The organism is Bradyrhizobium sp. Kon58, assembly GCF_055807455.1.
Genome location: NZ_JBVVOT010000001.1, coordinates 550,673 through 568,121, shown reverse-complemented (window position 1 = coordinate 568,121; position 17,449 = coordinate 550,673). Strand labels below are relative to the sequence as shown.

At 64.5% G+C, this 17,449-nt stretch carries 16 protein-coding genes; 12 read left to right on the top strand and 4 right to left on the bottom strand.

Annotated elements, in window-relative coordinates:
- The first annotated feature begins 121 nt into the window (after positions 1–121).
- Positions 122–499: a VOC family protein gene (locus AC0L20_RS02850; protein WP_473287333.1), complete on the top strand. Its 378-nt coding sequence runs from the start codon at positions 122–124 to the stop codon at positions 497–499.
- Here the strand turns inward: AC0L20_RS02850 and AC0L20_RS02845 are convergent.
- The gene (locus AC0L20_RS02845) at positions 496–1,101 is read right to left on the bottom strand and encodes an LOG family protein (protein ID WP_018459347.1); all 606 of its coding nucleotides are present in this window, start codon (positions 1,099–1,101) and stop codon (positions 496–498) included. The genes AC0L20_RS02850 and AC0L20_RS02845 overlap by 4 nt on opposite strands.
- Before the next feature lie 201 nt (positions 1,102–1,302).
- On the opposite strand from AC0L20_RS02845, the gene AC0L20_RS02840 reads away from it, so the two are divergent.
- From AC0L20_RS02840 to AC0L20_RS02825, 4 genes are all read left to right on the top strand, one after another.
- The gene (locus tag AC0L20_RS02840; RefSeq protein WP_473287332.1) at positions 1,303–3,258 is read left to right on the top strand and encodes an ABCB family ABC transporter ATP-binding protein/permease; all 1,956 of its coding nucleotides are present in this window, start codon (positions 1,303–1,305) and stop codon (positions 3,256–3,258) included.
- 77 nt (positions 3,259–3,335) lie between these two features.
- Entirely contained in the window at positions 3,336–4,040 is a 705-nt protein-coding gene (locus tag AC0L20_RS02835; protein ID WP_473287469.1) for a phosphatidylserine decarboxylase, read from the top strand.
- 86 nt (positions 4,041–4,126) lie between these two features.
- Positions 4,127–5,008, top strand: coding sequence for a CDP-alcohol phosphatidyltransferase family protein (locus AC0L20_RS02830; protein ID WP_247408117.1), 882 nt, complete (start codon positions 4,127–4,129; stop codon positions 5,006–5,008).
- Positions 5,009–5,145: 137 nt separating this feature from the next.
- Positions 5,146–5,865, top strand: a complete 720-nt coding sequence (locus AC0L20_RS02825; RefSeq protein ID WP_473287331.1) for an RraA family protein — start codon at positions 5,146–5,148, stop codon at positions 5,863–5,865.
- An 18-nt stretch (positions 5,866–5,883) separates the two neighbouring features.
- Here AC0L20_RS02825 and AC0L20_RS02820 read toward each other — a convergent pair whose 3' ends face one another.
- Complete coding sequence (locus AC0L20_RS02820; RefSeq protein ID WP_473287330.1) at positions 5,884–6,177, bottom strand: hypothetical protein; 294 nt, start codon at positions 6,175–6,177, stop codon at positions 5,884–5,886.
- A 336-nt stretch (positions 6,178–6,513) separates the two neighbouring features.
- Between AC0L20_RS02820 and AC0L20_RS02815 the strand changes: the two genes are divergently transcribed.
- The 7 genes from AC0L20_RS02815 to AC0L20_RS02785 all read left to right on the top strand — a co-directional run bounded on the left by AC0L20_RS02815 (position 6,514) and on the right by AC0L20_RS02785 (position 15,176).
- Entirely contained in the window at positions 6,514–7,287 is a 774-nt protein-coding gene (locus AC0L20_RS02815) for a motility protein A (RefSeq protein ID WP_018459340.1), read from the top strand.
- A 23-nt stretch (positions 7,288–7,310) separates the two neighbouring features.
- Positions 7,311–8,141, top strand: a complete 831-nt coding sequence (locus AC0L20_RS02810) for an OmpA/MotB family protein (protein ID WP_007608835.1) — start codon at positions 7,311–7,313, stop codon at positions 8,139–8,141.
- A gap of 272 nt (positions 8,142–8,413) precedes the next feature.
- Entirely contained in the window at positions 8,414–10,312 is a 1,899-nt protein-coding gene (locus AC0L20_RS02805; protein WP_473287329.1) for a potassium transporter Kup, read from the top strand.
- 140 nt (positions 10,313–10,452) lie between these two features.
- Positions 10,453–12,381, top strand: a complete 1,929-nt coding sequence (locus AC0L20_RS02800; RefSeq protein WP_473287328.1) for a potassium transporter Kup — start codon at positions 10,453–10,455, stop codon at positions 12,379–12,381.
- Positions 12,382–12,552: 171 nt separating this feature from the next.
- Positions 12,553–12,879 carry a rhodanese-like domain-containing protein gene (locus AC0L20_RS02795; RefSeq protein ID WP_473287327.1) on the top strand — a complete coding sequence of 109 codons (327 nt, stop codon included), beginning with the start codon at positions 12,553–12,555 and terminating at the stop codon, positions 12,877–12,879.
- A gap of 8 nt (positions 12,880–12,887) precedes the next feature.
- The gene (locus AC0L20_RS02790; protein ID WP_473287326.1) at positions 12,888–14,066 is read left to right on the top strand and encodes an aminotransferase; all 1,179 of its coding nucleotides are present in this window, start codon (positions 12,888–12,890) and stop codon (positions 14,064–14,066) included.
- 3 nt (positions 14,067–14,069) lie between these two features.
- Positions 14,070–15,176, top strand: coding sequence for a polyamine ABC transporter substrate-binding protein (locus tag AC0L20_RS02785; RefSeq protein ID WP_473287325.1), 1,107 nt, complete (start codon positions 14,070–14,072; stop codon positions 15,174–15,176).
- Between the two features lie 10 nt (positions 15,177–15,186).
- On the opposite strand, the gene AC0L20_RS02780 is transcribed toward AC0L20_RS02785, so the two are convergent.
- Complete coding sequence (locus tag AC0L20_RS02780; RefSeq protein WP_473287324.1) at positions 15,187–16,119, bottom strand: lipid A biosynthesis lauroyl acyltransferase; 933 nt, start codon at positions 16,117–16,119, stop codon at positions 15,187–15,189.
- 8 nt (positions 16,120–16,127) lie between these two features.
- Positions 16,128–17,405, bottom strand: a complete 1,278-nt coding sequence (locus AC0L20_RS02775) for a beta-ketoacyl-ACP synthase (RefSeq protein WP_027569448.1) — start codon at positions 17,403–17,405, stop codon at positions 16,128–16,130.
- Positions 17,406–17,449: the final 44 nt, after the last annotated feature.

The window sequence follows — 17,449 nt, the reverse complement described above, 5'->3', positions numbered from 1 at the left end:
GGTGCCATATACGCCGTCATTGCAGGAGCGAAGCGACGAAGCAATCCAGACTGCTTCCGCTGAGCCAGTCTGGATTGCTTCGCTTCGCTCGCAATGACGAGGAGAGAGGGGAGCGCGACCCATGATCGATCACATCTCCGTCGGCGTCAGTGATCTCGAACGCTCGGCGACATTTTACGAAGCAACGCTCGGGGCCCTCGGACTCACGCGCGTCGTCACGCGGCCGCGGACGATCGGCTTTGGCAAGGCCTATCCCGAATTCTGGATCAATCTGCGCGAGGGAATGCCGCACGTCGCGCCGGAGAGCGGCGTGCATATCTGCCTGCGGGCCAGGACGACCGCCGAGGTCGATGCATTTCACGCCGCGGCGCTGTCCGCCGGCGGCGCGTCCGACGGCGCGCCGGGTATCCGCCCGCACGATCGCGTGCGTTATTACGCAGCTTTCGTCGTCGACCCCGATGGTAACCGGATCGAGGCGGTGACGTTTCCCGCGGACTAAAGCTTGCGCGCCATTTCCGGGGCGAGCTGCTTTTCCGCGTCTTCGATCTGCGCTGCAGCCGATTTCAGCTTCGGCAAAATCTCTTCGATCCGATCGGCCTTGAGGATGTCGACCGAAAGCCCGGCGCGGATGAACTCGGTCTGGCGCATGTGCGACAGCAGCGAGAATAGCGGCTCCCAGAAATTATCGATGTTGGCAAGCAGCACCGGCTTGGCGTGACGTCCCAACTGCTTCCAGGTCAATTGCTCGACCAGTTCCTCCAGCGTGCCGACGCCGCCCGGCAGCGCCACGAAGGCGTCGGAGCGTTCGAACATCAAGCGCTTGCGCTCGTGCATGTCGGGGGTGACGATCATCTCCTGCACGCGGGTCAGCGCGTTTTCGCGCATCCGGAGGAAATCGGGGATGATGCCGGTGACGGTGCCGCCGTGATCGAGCACGGAGGTCGCGACCGAGCCCATCAGGCCGAGCGAGCCGCCGCCATAGACGAGGCGGATGTTGTTCTCGGCGAGCGCCTTGCCGAACGCCTTGGCGCCTTCGGTGAAACGGGGATTTGTTCCTGGGCCGGAGCCGCAATAGACACAGACGGTTTTGATCGTGCTCATTGGTGCCATGATGCATTGCAGCGGAGAGGCGTCAAGCCCAATCGGTGATTCGGGACTTCCGGAAATCTACCGGTAAACGACGGCGAACAATCGAAGATTCGCCATCTGGCGGGTGCATGGGCATCGGTAAGGCTCTATATGACAAACGAAAATCCTTAATGGCAACACAGCCCGCATCCGACGGGCTTTTCAGGCTTCTTGATGGACCAAGCTCAATCGCCCGCCGGCCCCAACGTTCCTGATCCCGCCGGAGGGCCGCTGGAGCGGGCCACGCTGATGGGCACGCTGGCGCATCTGTGGCCCTATATCTGGCCGGGCGACCGCTTCGACCTGAAGATGCGCGTGGTCTGGTCGATGGTGCTGCTGCTTGCCGCCAAGCTGATCACGCTGACGGTTCCTTTCAGCTTCAAATGGGCGACCGACGCGCTGACCGGCGCCAACACCGCGCCGGTTCAGGCCGACAATTGGCACCTCTGGGTGATCGCCTCGCCGCTGCTGCTGACCGCCAGCTACGGCGTGATGCGTATCGTGATGGCGGTGCTGACGCAATGGCGCGACGGCATTTTCGCGCGCGTCGCCATGCACGCGGTGCGCAAGCTTGCCACCATCACCTTCATCCACATGCACGAGCTGTCGCTGCGCTTCCACCTGGAGCGCAAGACCGGCGGCCTGACGCGCGTGCTCGAGCGCGGCCGCGAGGGCATCGAGGTTATCGTGCGCATGGTGATCCTGCAGTTGATCCCGACCATCGTCGAGGTCTCGCTGCTGATGGCCGTGCTGCTGTGGCAGTTCGATTGGCGCTACGTGCTCGCGACCCTCGTCACTGTCGCGGTCTACATGTACTACACCTACATCGCGACCGAGTGGCGAATCGGTATCCGCCGCAAGATGAACGACGCCGACACCGAGGCGAACACCAAGGCGATCGACTCGCTGCTCAACTACGAGACCGTCAAATATTTCAGCGCCGAGACCCGTGAGGCGCAGCGCTACGACCGATCGGTCGCGCGTTACGAGGAGTCGAGCGTGCAGGCTTATACTTCGCTTGCCGTGCTCAACACCGGGCAGGCCGTGATCTTCACGCTGGGGCTGACCGCGACCATGCTGATGTGCGCGATCGGTGTGCGCAACGGCACCAACACGGTCGGCGATTTCGTGCTGGTCAACGCCATGATGATCCAGCTTTACCAGCCCTTGAACTTCATGGGCATGGTCTATCGCGAGATCAAGCAGGCGATCATCGACATCGAGAAGATGTTCAACGTGCTGGGGCGCGAGGCCGAGATCAAGGATGCGCCGGGCGCGAAGCCGCTGGTGGTCTCCGCGGGCAATGTGCGTTTCGAGGACGTGCGCTTCGCCTATGAGCCTGCGCGCCCGATCCTGAAGGGCATCAGCTTCGAGGTGCCAGCCGGCAAGACGGTGGCGATCGTCGGCCCGTCCGGCGCCGGCAAATCGACCATCTCGCGGCTGCTGTTCCGCCTCTACGACATCTCCGGCGGCCGCATCCTGATCGATGGCCAGGACATTCGCGAGGTCACGCAGGCGAGCTTGCGCGCGTCCATCGGCATGGTGCCGCAGGACACCGTGCTGTTCAACGACACCATCCGCTACAACATCCGCTACGGTCGCTGGGACGCCAGCGATATCGAGGTCGAGCAGGCAGCGCAGCTGGCGCAGATCGACCATTTCATCCGCATGGCGCCGAAAGGCTACGAGACCCAGGTCGGCGAACGCGGCCTGAAACTGTCCGGCGGCGAAAAACAGCGCGTCGCGATCGCGCGGACCGTATTGAAGGCGCCGCCGATCCTGGTGCTGGACGAGGCGACCTCCGCATTGGACACCCACACCGAGCACGAAATCCGGGGTGCGCTCGAGCGCGTGGCGAAGAACCGTACTTCGCTGGTGATCGCCCATCGGCTCTCGACCATCGTCGGCGCCGACGAGATCATCGTGCTGGACCAGGGCCGCATTGCCGAGCGTGGCACCCACGCAAAACTGCTCGCGGAGGGGGGACTTTACGCCAGCATGTGGAACAGGCAGCGCGAGGCCGAGGCGGCGCGCGAGAAACTGGCCAGGATGGCCGACCCTGACGAGGCGCCCAACCGGGAGCCACCGCCGGTCGCCGATGTCCTGACGGCGCCTGCGGCGGCGGAGTGACCTTGTCTCCGGTCCCAACTCTGGCCTAAACAACACCACCGCGCGGGACGACCTGCGCCATCAACCCTGAGCGGCAAATAGCGATGTCCATTCTCGATTCGATCCAGCGTCAGATCCCGCCGATCCACAAGGAGGGTTATCCCTTCATCGGCGGCTTTGCGCTGGCAAGCCTGGTCCTGTTCTGGCTGTGGTCGCCGTTGGGGTGGATCGGCACCATCCTGACCGTGTGGTGCGCGCTGTTCTTCCGCGACCCCGTGCGCGTGACCCCGGTGCGCGAGGGGCTCGTGGTGTCGCCCGCCGACGGCCGCGTCTCGATGATCACCATGGCGCTGCCGCCGGCCGAACTTGGGCTCGGCGACCGGCCGCTGCCGCGCGTCTCGGTGTTCATGAGCGTGTTCAACTGCCATGTGAACCGCAGCCCGATCGCGGGCCGGGTGGACCGTATCGCCTACCGCCCCGGCCTGTTCATCAATGCCGAGCTGGACAAGGCGAGCGAGGACAATGAGCGCAACTCGCTGGCGATCACGACGCCGACGGCGCGGATCGGCGTGGTCCAGATTGCAGGGCTCGTCGCCAAGCGCATCGTCTGCTTCGTCAAAGAAGGGCAGACGATCGGCGCCGGTGAGCGCTTCGGCCTGATCCGCTTCGGCTCGCGGCTCGACGTCTATCTGCCGCTGGGCACCAGGGCGCTGGTCTCGGAAGGGCAGACCGCGATCGCCGGCGAGACGATTCTGGCCGATCTCGCCGGAGACGACCCGAGCCGCGCCTACCGCTCCAATTAGCCAATAAGTCGGCCCGAGGGGCCTTCCGCCGCAATGGCGGAGGGGAACGCGGCTTGCTATATCTCGCCCCAAGGTGAGGACGAGCCATGACGCCCTACGACTCTAGAGATCCAGACGTGCGCCGCCGGCGGTTCCGCCCGATCCCGGTGCGCATGCTGGTACCCAACGTCATCACACTGCTGGCGATCTGCGCCGGCCTGACCTCGATCCGGCTCTCGATCGAGGGGCGGATGTCGCTCGCGGTCTACGCCATCGTGTTTGCGGCGGCGCTCGATGGGATCGACGGCCGCATCGCGCGCATGATCAAGGGGCAGTCCAAGTTCGGCGCCGAGCTCGACAGCCTCGCCGACTTCGTCAATTTCGGCGTGGCGCCCGGCCTGATGCTGTATTTCTGGCAGCTGCACGAGCTCGGCAATGCCGGCTGGATCGCCGCCATGGTGTTCGCGATCTCCGGTGGCCTCCGCCTGGCGCGCTTCAATGCCACCATGGACGATCCCAACAAGCCGGCCTTTGCCGCGAATTTCTTCACCGGCGTGCCGGCGCCGGCCGGCGCGATCACGGTGCTGCTGCCGATCTATGTCGCGTTCCTCGATCTCGGCCGGCTGCCTGCGGCGGTGACGGCTGCGTATACGCTGCTGATCGCCTTCCTGATGGTGTCGCGCCTGCCGGTGTTCTCCGGCAAGACCAAGCGCATGCGCGTGCCGCCCGAACTGGTGCTGCCGGCGTTCGTCGCGGTGGTCGTGTTCATCGCGATCCTGATCGCCTATCCCTGGCACGTGCTGTCCATCGGAACGGTGCTGTATCTCCTCGCTTTGCCGCTCGGCTACAAATCCTATCGCGACCAGGCGCGCGCGATGGAAGCCACGGCGCCGGCGGGAGGCGAGGTCTCGTCGCCGCCCTCGGCACCGACGCTGGCAAATCTGTCGGAGCCGCCGCGCGAAGACGACCGGCCCGACCGACTGCACTGAACGGCAAGGTCCTGAGCGGCAAGACTTGGATATCTGCCATGAGGCGCCCTGAGTTGGGTTGAGGCCCGATCTCGGCTATATCGCCCGGTGCAGGCGGCACCGCGCCAACAGCGGCCGCCAATCTGGGAGAGAACGCCGTGACGAATAACGCGACCGGGCCGCTGCCCGCTTCCGTCCTCGAAGCGCTGGGCCGCTATGACACGCCGACGATCTGCAATGCCATGGAGATCGTGGCGCCCGAGCGCCGGCTGATCGGCTACACCACCAAGCCGCTGGTCTGCCCATTTCCCGATCTGCCCCCGATCGTCGGCTATGCCCGCACGGTCGCGATCCGCTCGGTGCTGAAAAATTCGCTACCGCCGGAAGAGCAGTCCAAGCGCCGCATCGAATATTACGAATATGTCGGTACCGGCCACGGTCCGCGCATCTCGGTGATCCAGGACATCGACGGTCCCGACGTCGGCTACGGCGCGTTCTGGGGCGAGGTGCAGAGCAACGTGCACAAGGCGCTCGGCTGTCTCGGCGTCATCACCGACGGTTCGATCCGCGACATTCCGCAATGGGCACCGGGCTTCCAGGCACTGGCCGGCTCGATCGGCCCGTCGCATGCATGGGTGCATGCCGAGAGCTTTGGCGGCGAGGTGCGCGTCGCCGGCATGACCGTGAAGTCGGACGATTTGATCCACGCCGACCAGCACGGCGCCATCGTGATTCCGCACGATATCGCCGCAAAGCTGCCCGAGGCTGCCGAGCTCTGCGGCCGTCGCGAGACGCCGATCCTCGAGATCGCCCGCAGCCCCGACTTCTCGCTAGAGAAGTTGAAGGCCGCGCTGAAGCGCTCGGCGGAGATTCACTAACGGCGGGACTGGAACGATCTACGGCTGCGACGCCGCTCGCAGGCTGCCCTGTTCCGTCAGGAACAAGGCAGCTTGATCCGGCTCGCCGAGCACCGCGGCAGCGCATCCGATCAAGGTGAACCCGCCGGCAAAATCCCACAGGGTGATATCGTCTGCATTGTCCGGGATGTGGATCAGGCGCGCTGCGATCACGGCCAGGGCCGCCTCGACAAAGAGCAGCACGCTGAAGGCCGGCAGGACGAGCCCGGGTTCGAGCATGTGGAGCGCCAGCACTGCGGGAAGCGCGGTGAGAAGACTGAACAGCGTCACCATTGCGATGCCTTCCGCCCTGAGGAGCCGGCCCGCTCCAGAATACCAACTGATCGGTCGCCCCCGATGTGGCGCAGGGCCGCAGCCGAAGGGATCGCGCGCGCACGGCCTTGAGTGATGGGGTACGCGCAACGCCCTATGGTTAGCGAAATGTTGAAATCCCTGTCGGCACTCGGCAAAAGCCGGCGCCTTTCAGCGCGCTGCGGCCGCCAGGCGCGACGGCTCCACTTAACCTTTACGCGTCTTTAATCGCGGCTCACTAGGGTTTCCGATGCGGTTCGGGGTTGGGCCGCGCCATCGGCCAGGACGGCCGTTGTTGCGTTCGCGTTGGAGTCTCCCATGGATATCATGACGAGCATCGGGCTCGTGGCGGGTATTGTCGTCATCGCGACGATGATGCTGCTGGGCGGCGATCTCCACATGTTCGTTTCCGAGCATGCGATGATCATCATCTTCGGCGGCTCGACGGCTGCGACCATGATCCGCTTTCCGCTCTCGACGCTGATCCACGGCCTGCCGCTCGGCGCCAAGTTTGCCTTCACGATGAGCCGTCTGTCGGCGCACGATCTGGTCGACGAACTCGCCCGTATCGCCGAGATCGCCCGCAAGCAGGGCCCGGTGGGGCTGGAAAAAGTCGAGACCGACGAGCCGTTCCTCGCCAAGGGCATCCGCTACGTCGCCGACGGCTACGACCTCGATTTCATTCGCGACAATCTCGAGCGCGACCGCGATAATTTTTTGATGCATCTGGACGAAGGCAGCAAGATCTACCGCGCCATCGGCGACTGCGCCCCGGCCTTTGGCATGGTCGGCACGCTGATCGGCATGGTGCAGATGTTCGCCAACATGACCGACCCCTCAAAGCTCGGCCCGTTCATGGCGACCGCGCTGCTCGCGACTCTCTACGGCGCGCTGGTCGCCAACCTGTTCTGTACCCCGATCGCCGACAAGCTGCATGGCAAGCTCCTGGACGAAGAGACCAACCGCACGCTGATCATCGACGGCATCCTGATGATCCGCGACTCCAAGAGCCCGACGTTGGTCCGCGAAATGCTGCTGGCCTATCTGCCCGAGAAGCACCGCCACGCCGAAGGCGAGCCGGTGCCGGCCTGAGGCCGCGCATCGGGATTTGAGACATGGCCAAGAAGAAGCGCGGCGATTCACACGGAGGCGGTCACGGCTGGTTCGTGACCTTCGCCGACCTGATGGGCCTGATGATGAGCTTCTTCGTGATGCTCGTCGCGTTCTCGACCCAGGATGCCAACAAGCTCAAGGTCGTCGCTGGCTCCATGCGCGACGCCTTTGGTGTCCAGACCGAAGCGCGCTATTCCGGTATCGTCGAGTCCGACGGCCTGCCGACCCGCCCACGGCTGAAGAACGTCGATCACATTCAGCCCGAGGACTCCTCCAACACGCCGACGCCGGACCAGGAGGATCGTGACCGCACCTCGGGCGCCAAGATCAAGGTCGACCGCAATTTTGCACTGGCGGCGGCCTCGCTGCGCCAGGCATTGCAGGACATGCCGGAACTAACCGAGATGTCCAAGCACATCATGTTCGAGGAGACCAAGCAGGGCCTCAACCTCGAGATCGTGGACCAGGACGGCCGCTCGATGTTCGCCGACGGCTCCAAAGTGCCCTATGACCGCACCCGTCGCCTGATCGAGAAGCTCGCTGTCCCGCTCAAGGCGACGCCGCTGCGCGTCTCCATCGCCGGCCACACCGCGGCTGGATTCGTGCCGACCCGCAGCGACTACGGCGCCTTCGACCTGTCGGCCGACCGCGCCAATGCCGTGCGTCAGATCCTCGAACGCGAGGGCCTGCCGGGCGCCCATGTCTTTGCCGTCTCCGGCAAGGCGGACACCCAGCCGCTGTTTCCTGACGATCCCTCGCTCGCTGCCAACCGGCGGGTGACCATCACCCTGATGCGCGAAGATCCGCCGCTGCCGCCGAATCTGAAGCCGTAGGGCGCATTCGAGCGAAGCGGACCTGTTTCGCGCGAAGAAAACGCGACAAAACAAGGATGTAGAGCCAATTCCCGTTCGGTCGGGGACGGAAAGGCTCAGGGCTCTTGTGCCACAATCTTACCTGAGGCATGTCGTCGCGTGGGCGACGACCGTTGCTGCGCCGTCACAGCATCTGCCCCGGCGCCTGCTATGGTGATGTGCCGATTGACAGAGGCGCCGGAACCGTCAAAAGGCGCCGGATCAATTCTCGGGCAAAAGCGTTCCAGTTTCATATGACGGCGAGCATCACATCGACCGAAGCTCCGGACGGACCGGTCAGCTCGGGTTTCTGGGGCCTGACGCTCGGGAGCATCGGCGTCGTCTTCGGCGACATCGGGACGTCGCCGCTCTACGCATTCCACGAGGCCGTCAGGGGCGCGGCCCACGGTCAGCCGGTCTCGCGGGTCATGGTGCTCGGCGTGCTCTCGCTGATCCTCTGGGCGCTGCTGATCGTCGTCACCGCCAAATACGTTCTGCTGCTGCTGCGCGCCGACAACAACGGGGAGGGCGGCACGCTTTCCCTCATGGCCCTCGGTCAGCGCGCGCTCGGGCGGCGGAGCTGGTTCCTGACGGCGCTTGGCGTGGTCGGCGCCTCCATGTTCATCGGCGATTCCATGATTACGCCGGCGATCTCCGTGCTGTCGGCGGTCGAAGGTCTGAAGCTCGCAACACCCGCTTTCGAGCACTATGTCGTTCCCCTGACCGTTCTCATCCTGGCGCTGCTGTTCGCGGTCCAGAGCAAGGGGACGGCGCTGGTCGCCTCGGCCTTTGGGCCGGTGATGGTCGTCTGGTTCACCGTTCTTGCCGTGTTGGGCGCCGTTCACATCGCTGACGATCCGTCGGTGCTGGCAGCAATCAATCCCTATTACGCGCTGCAATTCCTGCTGTCGCACGGCACGATCGGCTTGGTGACACTGGGCGCGGTGTTCCTCGCGGTGACCGGCGGCGAGGCGCTTTACGCAGACCTCGGCCATTTCGGCCGCAAGCCGATCCAGTCGGCCTGGATGTTCTTCGTGCTGCCCGCGCTCCTGATCAACTATTTCGGGCAGGGCGCACTGGTGCTGTCGGATCCCAGCGCGATCGAGCACTCCTTCTATCGCATGGTGCCCGAGCATTTCGTGCTGCCGCTGGTCGGACTTGCGACCGCGGCGACCGTGATCGCGAGCCAGGCGGTGATCACCGGGGCCTATTCGCTGGTCTATCAGGCTGTGCAGCTCGGCCTCCTGCCGCGCTTCGAGGTGCGCTTCACCTCGGAAACTCATGCCGGCCAGATCTATCTGCCGCGTGTAAACCGGCTGCTCCTGATCGGGGTGATGCTGCTGGTGCTGTTGTTCCACACGCCCAGCAATCTAGCTTCGGCCTACGGCATCGCGGTCTCCACCACCATGGTTGCCGACGGCATCATGGGCTTCATCGTGATCTGGAAATTGTGGAACTGGCGCGCGGCGACGGCCGCGGCGGTGATCCTGCCCTTCGTCGTGGTCGACATCAGCTTCTTCAGCGCGAATCTTCTGAAGCTGCTGGAAGGCGCCTGGGTGCCGCTGCTGTTCGGCGTGCTCATGGCCGGGACAATCTGGACCTGGCGGCGAGGGTCCGCGATCCTGATCCAGAAAACGCGCCGCATCGAGGTGCCGCTGGACGATCTGATCCGGAGCCTGGAGAAGCGGCCGCCGCACATCGTCAAGGGCACCGCGGTGTTCCTGACCAGCGATCCCTCCTTTGTGCCGACCGCGCTGCTGCACAATCTCAAGCACAACAAGGTGCTGCACGAGCACAACGTGGTCCTGACCATCGAGACCGCGCACACGCCGCGGGTCGATCTGTCGGAGCGTTTCCGGATGGAGAAGATCAGCGACAAGTTCTTCAAGGTCCGCCTACGCTTCGGTTACATGGAGCAGCCAAACGTGCCCAAGGCGCTCGCGATCGCGCGCAAGCAGGGCTGGCAGTTCGACATCATGTCGACGTCGTTCTTCGTGTCGCGGCGCTCGCTGAAGGCGTCGGCGCAGTCCGGCATGCCGCTTTGGCAGGACCATTTATTCATCGCGCTGAGTCGGTCCGCCAACGACGCCACCGACTATTTCCAGATTCCCACCGGGCGGGTGGTTGAAGTCGGAACCCAGGTCACCATCTAGGCGATGATTGGCGAAGCCATGCAAAATTGCATGTCTAGGCCTCAAAATCGGGCTAGGCTATGCCGGTAGCGCAGGCCTATAAGCCGCGCGCCCTTCTGCCGTTGTGCAGTGAAGCATTTCAGAGGCCATCAGGCTCTCCCATGACAAGTGATGTAGCGATTTCCGCCCCGGAAACGGCGGCGGCCAATGGGCATGGTGACGCCCACACCACCGCCGGTTTCGGTGCGCTGACACTCGGCAGCATCGGCGTCGTGTACGGCGATATCGGCACCAGCCCGCTCTACGCGTTCCGCGAGGCGGTCATGGCGGCTTCTGGCGCGGAGGGGCTGCCGACGCCGGCGGCCGTGCTCGGCGTGCTCTCCCTGATCCTGTGGGCGCTCATCATCGTGGTGACGCTCAAATACGTCGTGATCCTGCTTCGCGCCGACAACAACGGCGAGGGCGGGACGCTGGCGCTGATGGCGCTGGCCCAGCGCGCAGTCGGCACCCGCGGAACAACCATCGTCCTGCTCGGCATCATTTCCGGCGCCCTGTTCTACGGCGACGCCGTGATCACGCCGGCGCTCTCGGTGCTGTCGGCGATCGAAGGCATGAAGGACGTCACCCTGCACTTCGAGCCCTACATCGTACCGCTGACCATCATCATCCTGGTCGGTCTGTTTGCAGTGCAGTCCCGTGGTACCGCTCGCGTCGCCGCCTTCTTCGGCCCGATCATGTGCGTCTGGTTCGCCGTGATCGCGATCGCGGCGATCCACCCGATCATCCAGCAGCCGCAGGTGCTGTTGGCGCTGAACCCGCTCTACGCCGTGTCCTTCATGATCCACCATGGCATCATCGGCTTCGTGACGCTCGGCGCGGTGTTCCTGGCGGTCACCGGTGCCGAGGCGCTCTATGCCGACCTCGGCCATTTCGGCAAGCGGCCGATCCAGACCGCCTGGCTGTTCATCGTGGTGCCGTCGCTGGCATTAAACTATCTGGGGCAGGGCGCCCTCGTGCTCGGCGATCCCGGCGCGATTGTCAGCCCGTTCTTTCAGCTCTTCCCGCAAGGTTTTTTCCGCGGCTGCATGGTCGTGCTGGCGACCGCCGCAACTGTCATCGCAAGCCAGGCGGTCATCACCGGTGCCTATTCGCTGACGCGCCAGGCGATCCAGCTCGGTCTGTTGCCGCGTTTTGAAATTCGCCATACGTCCGAAGCCCATTCGGGCCAGATCTTCATCCCGCGCATCAACCAGCTCCTGCTGGTGGCGGTGGTCCTGCTGGTGCTGCTGTTCCGCTCTTCCACCGCGCTGGCCTCGGCCTATGGCATCTCCGTCACCGGGACCATGGTGGTCACGGCGATGATGGGTTTTGTGGTGATCTGGAAGGTCTGGAAATGGTCGCCGTTTACGGCCGCCGCCCTGATCGCGCCGTTCCTGTTCCTCGACCTGACTTTCCTCGCCGCCAATCTGCTGAAGGTGTTCGAGGGCGGCTGGGTGCCACTGGCGCTCGGCGCAGTCATGATCATGCTGATGTACACGTGGCGGCGCGGCAGCCGGCTGCTGTTCGAGAAGTCGCGCAAACTCGAATTCCCGCTCGCCGACCTCGTGGCGATGCTGGAGAAGCGGCCGCCGCAGCGCGTGCCCGGCACCGCCGTGTTCCTGACCAGCGATCCCCTCAGCGCCCCAACCGCGCTGATGCATAGTCTGAAGCACTACAAGGTGCTGCACGAGAAGAACGTCATTCTCACCATCGAGACCGCACAGACCCCTCGGATCGATCCGGCCGAGCGGGTGAAGCTGGAACAGATCTCGCCGACCTTCTCCAAGGTGACGCTGAAGTTCGGCTTCATGGAATCGCCCAACGTGCCGAAGGCGCTGGCGATCGCCCGCAAGCTCGGCTGGCAGTTCGACATCATGTCGACCTCCTTCTTCCTGTCGCGGAGGGCGCTGAAACCGGCCGCCCATTCCGGCATGCCGCGCTGGCAGGACCGGCTGTTCATCTCGCTCAGCCGTTCCGCCAACGACGCCACCGACTATTTCCAGATCCCCTCCGGCCGCGTCGTCGAGGTCGGCACCCAGGTCACCATCTGAAGCGACGATCTGATCCTCCATTTGAAGGTCGCGCTTCAAGTCGCTGCGATTTAGCTTTAACTTGCGCAAGACAGCTCAAGCCTTTGTAGCGCTTGATTTTCACCGGCCGAGAGGCGAGGTTGCCGGCCGCCGGGATCGCCCCGGCAGCGGCCCGCGACGTTGGAGGATGATGTGGCAAATCAAGTACAGGATCTGACCCCGGACGAGGTCTCCAAGGGTGTCGCGGAAGGGCGCTATCTCCTCGTCGACGTGCGCGAGCCGAACGAGGTCGAGGCTGAGGCCTATCCTTTCGGCGTGGTCGTGCCGCTCTCGACCTTCGATCCCAAGGCGATCCCGGATCCGCAGGGCAAGGAGGTCGTGTTCGCCTGCCGCTCGGGCAAGCGTTCGGTGACGGCCTCGCTGGCGGCGCAGGCCGCGGGCCTGCCTTACGACAAGCATCTGGCCGGCGGCATGCTGGGCTGGAAGGCGGCGGGTCTTCCCAGCAAGGTCGGCGGCTGACCCCGCCGATGTCCAAGAGCTCGTCCCTCAACAAGGTCTTCGCGGACCTTCCCGTCACCATCTTCGAGGCAATGTCGCAGGCCGCGCGCGACAATGCCGCCATCAATCTTGGCCAGGGCTTTCCCGACGATCCGGGCCCCGAAGACATCCGCCGCGCCGCGGCCGAGGCCTCGCTGAACGGCTACAACCAGTACCCGTCGATGATGGGCCTGCCGGAGCTGCGCCAGGCGATCGCGACCCATTACGGACACTGGCATGGCCTCGAGCTCGATCCGACGAGCGAGGTGATGGTGACCTCCGGCGGCACCGAGGCCCTGACCTCGGCCATCCTCGCCGTCGTCCAGCCCGGAGACGAGGTGGTGTGCTTCCAGCCGGTGTACGATTCCTATCTGCCGATCATCCGCCAGGCCGGCGGCATTCCGCGCCTGGTCCGGCTCGAGCCGCCGCATTGGCGGCTGAATGAAGACATGCTGAAAAGCGTCTTCAATTCAAAGACCAAGGCGGTGCTCTTCAACAATCCCCTGAATCCGTCCGCGGTGGTGTTTCCGCGCGAGGACCTCGAGCTTTTGGCGCGCTACTGCCAGGAGTTCGACGTCATCGCGATCTGCGACGAGGTCTGGGAGCACGTCACTTTCGACGAGCACAAGCACATCCCGCTGATCACCATCCCGGGCATGCGCGACCGCACCATCAAGGTCGGCTCGGCCGGCAAGATCTTCTCGCTGACGGGCTGGAAGATCGGCTTCGTCTGCGCCGCGCCGCCGCTGCTGCGCGTTGCCGCCAAGGTGCACCAGTTCCTGACCTTCACCACCGCTCCGAACCTCCAGGCCGCCGTCGCTTACGGGCTCGGCAAGCCGGACGAGTATTTCCTGTCGATGCGCAAGGACCTGGCGCGGAGCAGGGACCGCCTCGCCAAGGGACTGGAGAGTCTCGGCTTCCCGGTGCTGAAGTCGCAGGGCACCTACTTCCTCACCGTCGACCTGTCCCCGCTGGGGCTGAACGAGAGCGATACCGAGTTCTGCTGGCGGATCGTGAAGGACTACAAGGTCGCGGCAATCCCGGTGTCGGCCTTCTACGAGCAGGACCCTGTGACCTCGGTGGTGCGCTTCTGCTTTGCCAAGAAGGACGAGACGCTCGACACCGCGCTGGAGCGGCTGTCGGACGCGGTGCGCGGGCGCAAGAGGTAGCAGATGACGATCGTCAGCCGCTTTGGTTTTGGCCTCGCGATCGCCGCCGCGCTGACGTTGCTCTCCGCCCCCGCAGGGGCCGAGGAGCGGGTCGTCAACTTCTACAATTGGTCGAACTATGTGGCGCCCGACGTCCTCGAGGCCTTCACCAGGGAGACCGGCATCAAGGTGGTCTACGACACTTTTGACGCCAACGAGACGCTGGAGACGCGCCTGATGGCTGGCAAGTCCGGCTATGACGTCGTGGTGCCGACGGCCTATTTTCTCCAGCGCCAGATCAAGGCCAACATCTTCCAGAAGCTCGATAGGTCGAAGCTGCCGAACCTGGCCAATGCCTGGCCGGTGGTGACCGAACGTCTCGCGATCTACGATCCCGGCAATGTCTACGCCGCCAATTACATGTGGGGCACGACGGGCATCGGCTACAACGTCGCCAAGCTGAAGCAGATACTCGGAGCGGATGCGAAGATCGACAGCTGGGACATCGTGTTCAAGCCGGAGAATCTCGCGAAATTCAAGGATTGCGGCGTCCACATGCTGGATTCCGCCGACGACATCTTTCCAGCGGCGTTGAACTATCTCGGGCTCGATCCGAACTCGACCAAGCAGGCCGACCTCGAAAAGGCCGCCGATGTCGTCGCCAAGGTCCGGCCCGCCGTGCGCAAGTTTCACTCGTCCGAATATTTAAGCGCGCTCGCAACGGGCGAGATCTGCTTCGTGGTCGGCTGGTCCGGCGACATCATGCAAGCCCGCGCCCGCGCTGCCGAAGCCAAAAGCGGCATCGAGATCGGCTATGCCATCCCGAAGGAGGGCGCGCAGATGTTCTTCGACAATCTCGCGATCCCCGCGGATGCCAGGAACGTCAAGGAAGCCTACGAGCTGATCAACTATCTCTACCGTCCGGACGTGGCCGCCAAGAATACGGACTTCCTGTCCTACGCCAACGGCAATTTCGCCAGCCAGAAGCTGGTCGACCCGAAGATCCTGAACGACAAGAATATCTATCCGGACGAGGCGACGCTCGCAAAGCTGTTCGTCATCACGGCGCGCGAGCCGGCGACGCAGCGGATCATCAACCGGCTCTGGACCAGGGTGAAGACGGGGCGGTAAGGACTGTCCGCTACCGCCACCTTCGGTGCAGCCACAACCACTGCTCCGGATGCTCGCGGACCCAGGCTTCTACCACGCTGGTGATCGCCTGAGTGGTGCCCTGGATGTCGATCTTGCCGTCGGCGTCGCGCACCGGGTGGACCTCTTCGGTGATCTCGGCGGTGAAGCGGCCGCCGGGCAGGCGGATGACGCGGACGCCGTGGATCGGGCATTCGATCTGGCGCAACAGGCGCGCCAACATCGGATTGGCGCGGGTCTTGCGGCCGAAGAAGGTGACCTCGACGCCGCCGGTCAGATACTGGTCGATCAGCATGGCGACGTGCTTGCCGTCCTTGAGCGCCTGCGCGAGCCGCAGCGGCGCGTCGCGCCCCGCGGGGATCAGCGTGCCCATGTTGACCTGGCGCATCTCCTGGATGATGCGGTCGGCGGACGCGATGTTCGGGCGGCGGTAGAGGATCGCCGCGTCGAGCCCGTGTGCGACGGCGGCGAGCGCCGGCAATTCCCAGTTGGCGAGATGCGCGGCGAAGATCAGCGCGGGTTTGCCGTCGTCGCGGATCTGATCGAACAGCTCGATGCTGCGCCTGGGCAGTTCGATCCGACTGTTTTCCGGATGATCGCGGTCATAATCCCAGACGTGATCCATATGAGCGAATTCGGCGCCGACGCGACCGAGATTGTCCCAGACGCCCATCAGGATGGATTCGATTTCCTCGGGCGATTTCTCCGGAAAGGCCGCGCTGAGGTTGGCGCGGCCGATGCGGTGCTCGCGTAGGCGCGGACCGATCGTCTTGGTGACGCGCGCGAAAAAGTCCGAGGTCTTGACCGGATCGAAATAACGCGTGGTGCGCAACATGCCGACGGTGGCGGCGCCGATCAGCCCTCCACCGATCGATTTGGCCGTCTCCCGCGCGCGGGCCTTCGTCCTCGCAGGAAGCAGCGCCATGCGTCCGGTCAGGCCGGTTCGCGGGTCAGGATCAGCGAGGCGTTCTGGCCGCCGAAGCCGAACGAGTTCGACATCACCGCGGTGACGCGGGCATCGCGTGCCTTGTTGCCGACGACGTCGAACAGGATCGTGGGATCCGGATTGTCGTAGTTGATCGTCGGCGGGATGCGCTGATGCTCCAGCGTCAGCAGCGAGAAGATCGCCTCGACCGCGCCGGCGGCCGAGATGGTGTGGCCGACCATCGACTTGTTGGAGGTGACCGGAATCTTCGAGACGAGATCGCCGAACACGGCCGATGTCGTATTGTACTCCATCTTGTCGTTCTCGGGCGTCGCGGTGCCGTGCGCGTTGATGTGGTCGATCTGGTCCGGCGTCATGCCGGCATCGGCCAGCGTCTTGTTCATGCAGCCGATGATCGGCTTGCCGTCGGGCGAGGAGCGGGTGCGATGGAAGGAATCGGTGAGCTCGCCGCAGCCGGCGATCACGCCGAGAATTTTTGCGCCGCGCGCGGTGGCGGCTTCATAGCTTTCGAGCACCAGCGCACCTGCGCCTTCGGCCATGACAAAACCGTCGCGGTTCTTGGAGAAGGGACGGGAGGCCGCCTGCGGCGGGTCGTTCTGGGTCGACAGCGCCGACAGCAGCGAGAAGCGCACCAGCGCCTCCGGATTCACGGTACCGTCGGTCGCTACGCACAGCGCGGCATCGGTTTCGCCGCGGCGGATCGCCTCGACGCCGAGCTGGATCGAGGTCGCGCCGGACGCGCAGGCCGTCGACAGCGAGATCGGCGAGCCCTTGGTGCCGAAGGTCTCGGCGAGGTAGGCCGCGACCGAACCGAACATGAAGCGGTGGTGATAGGCGCTGTACTTGCCGCCGCCGGAGATGCGCAGCAGATCGTCGTAATTGAAGTCGAGCTTACCGACGGCGCGGCCGAGCTCGCGGCGCTGCGGCCATTCGACTTCGACAGGTGCGACCGCAAGGAAGAGAGGACCCGGGAAATCCGCCTTGGCGCCGATGCCGGCCTGGTCCAGCGCTTCCTGCGTCACCAGTTCGGCCATCCGCTCGGACAGGCCGGTGGAGGAGAAAGGATCGACGCTGACGAAATCCACCGTGCCGGCCATCGTGGTTTTCAGGCCGTCGACTGGAAAGCGCGTGATGGTGCGGATGCCGGATTCGCCGGCGACGAGTTTCGCCCAATTGTCGGTCTTGCCGTTGCCGAGCGAGGTCATGATGCCCATGCCGGTGACGACGACGACGGGACGCCCGAGTTTGTCGCGTGGTGCAGTCATGTTGATCCCCGCTTGAGCTGGAGCATGATTCGAAAAAGCGTGAC

What these genes read in the sequence shown, in the direction of transcription:
- AC0L20_RS02830 (WP_247408117.1), top strand. Translation starts at nt 4,127, where the DNA reads ATGACGCCCTACGACTCTAGAGATCCAGACGTGCGCCGCCGGCGGTTC.
- AC0L20_RS02840 (WP_473287332.1), top strand. Translation starts at nt 1,303, where the DNA reads ATGGACCAAGCTCAATCGCCCGCCGGCCCCAACGTTCCTGATCCCGCC.
- AC0L20_RS02775 (WP_027569448.1), bottom strand. Translation starts at nt 17,405, where the DNA reads ATGACTGCACCACGCGACAAACTCGGGCGTCCCGTCGTCGTCGTCACC.
- AC0L20_RS02845 (WP_018459347.1), bottom strand. Translation starts at nt 1,101, where the DNA reads ATGAGCACGATCAAAACCGTCTGTGTCTATTGCGGCTCCGGCCCAGGA.
- AC0L20_RS02805 (WP_473287329.1), top strand. Translation starts at nt 8,414, where the DNA reads ATGACGGCGAGCATCACATCGACCGAAGCTCCGGACGGACCGGTCAGC.
- AC0L20_RS02820 (WP_473287330.1), bottom strand. Translation starts at nt 6,177, where the DNA reads ATGGTGACGCTGTTCAGTCTTCTCACCGCGCTTCCCGCAGTGCTGGCG.
- AC0L20_RS02790 (WP_473287326.1), top strand. Translation starts at nt 12,888, where the DNA reads ATGTCCAAGAGCTCGTCCCTCAACAAGGTCTTCGCGGACCTTCCCGTC.
- AC0L20_RS02780 (WP_473287324.1), bottom strand. Translation starts at nt 16,119, where the DNA reads ATGGCGCTGCTTCCTGCGAGGACGAAGGCCCGCGCGCGGGAGACGGCC.
- AC0L20_RS02800 (WP_473287328.1), top strand. Translation starts at nt 10,453, where the DNA reads ATGACAAGTGATGTAGCGATTTCCGCCCCGGAAACGGCGGCGGCCAAT.
- AC0L20_RS02850 (WP_473287333.1), top strand. Translation starts at nt 122, where the DNA reads ATGATCGATCACATCTCCGTCGGCGTCAGTGATCTCGAACGCTCGGCG.
- AC0L20_RS02810 (WP_007608835.1), top strand. Translation starts at nt 7,311, where the DNA reads ATGGCCAAGAAGAAGCGCGGCGATTCACACGGAGGCGGTCACGGCTGG.
- AC0L20_RS02785 (WP_473287325.1), top strand. Translation starts at nt 14,070, where the DNA reads ATGACGATCGTCAGCCGCTTTGGTTTTGGCCTCGCGATCGCCGCCGCG.
- AC0L20_RS02815 (WP_018459340.1), top strand. Translation starts at nt 6,514, where the DNA reads ATGGATATCATGACGAGCATCGGGCTCGTGGCGGGTATTGTCGTCATC.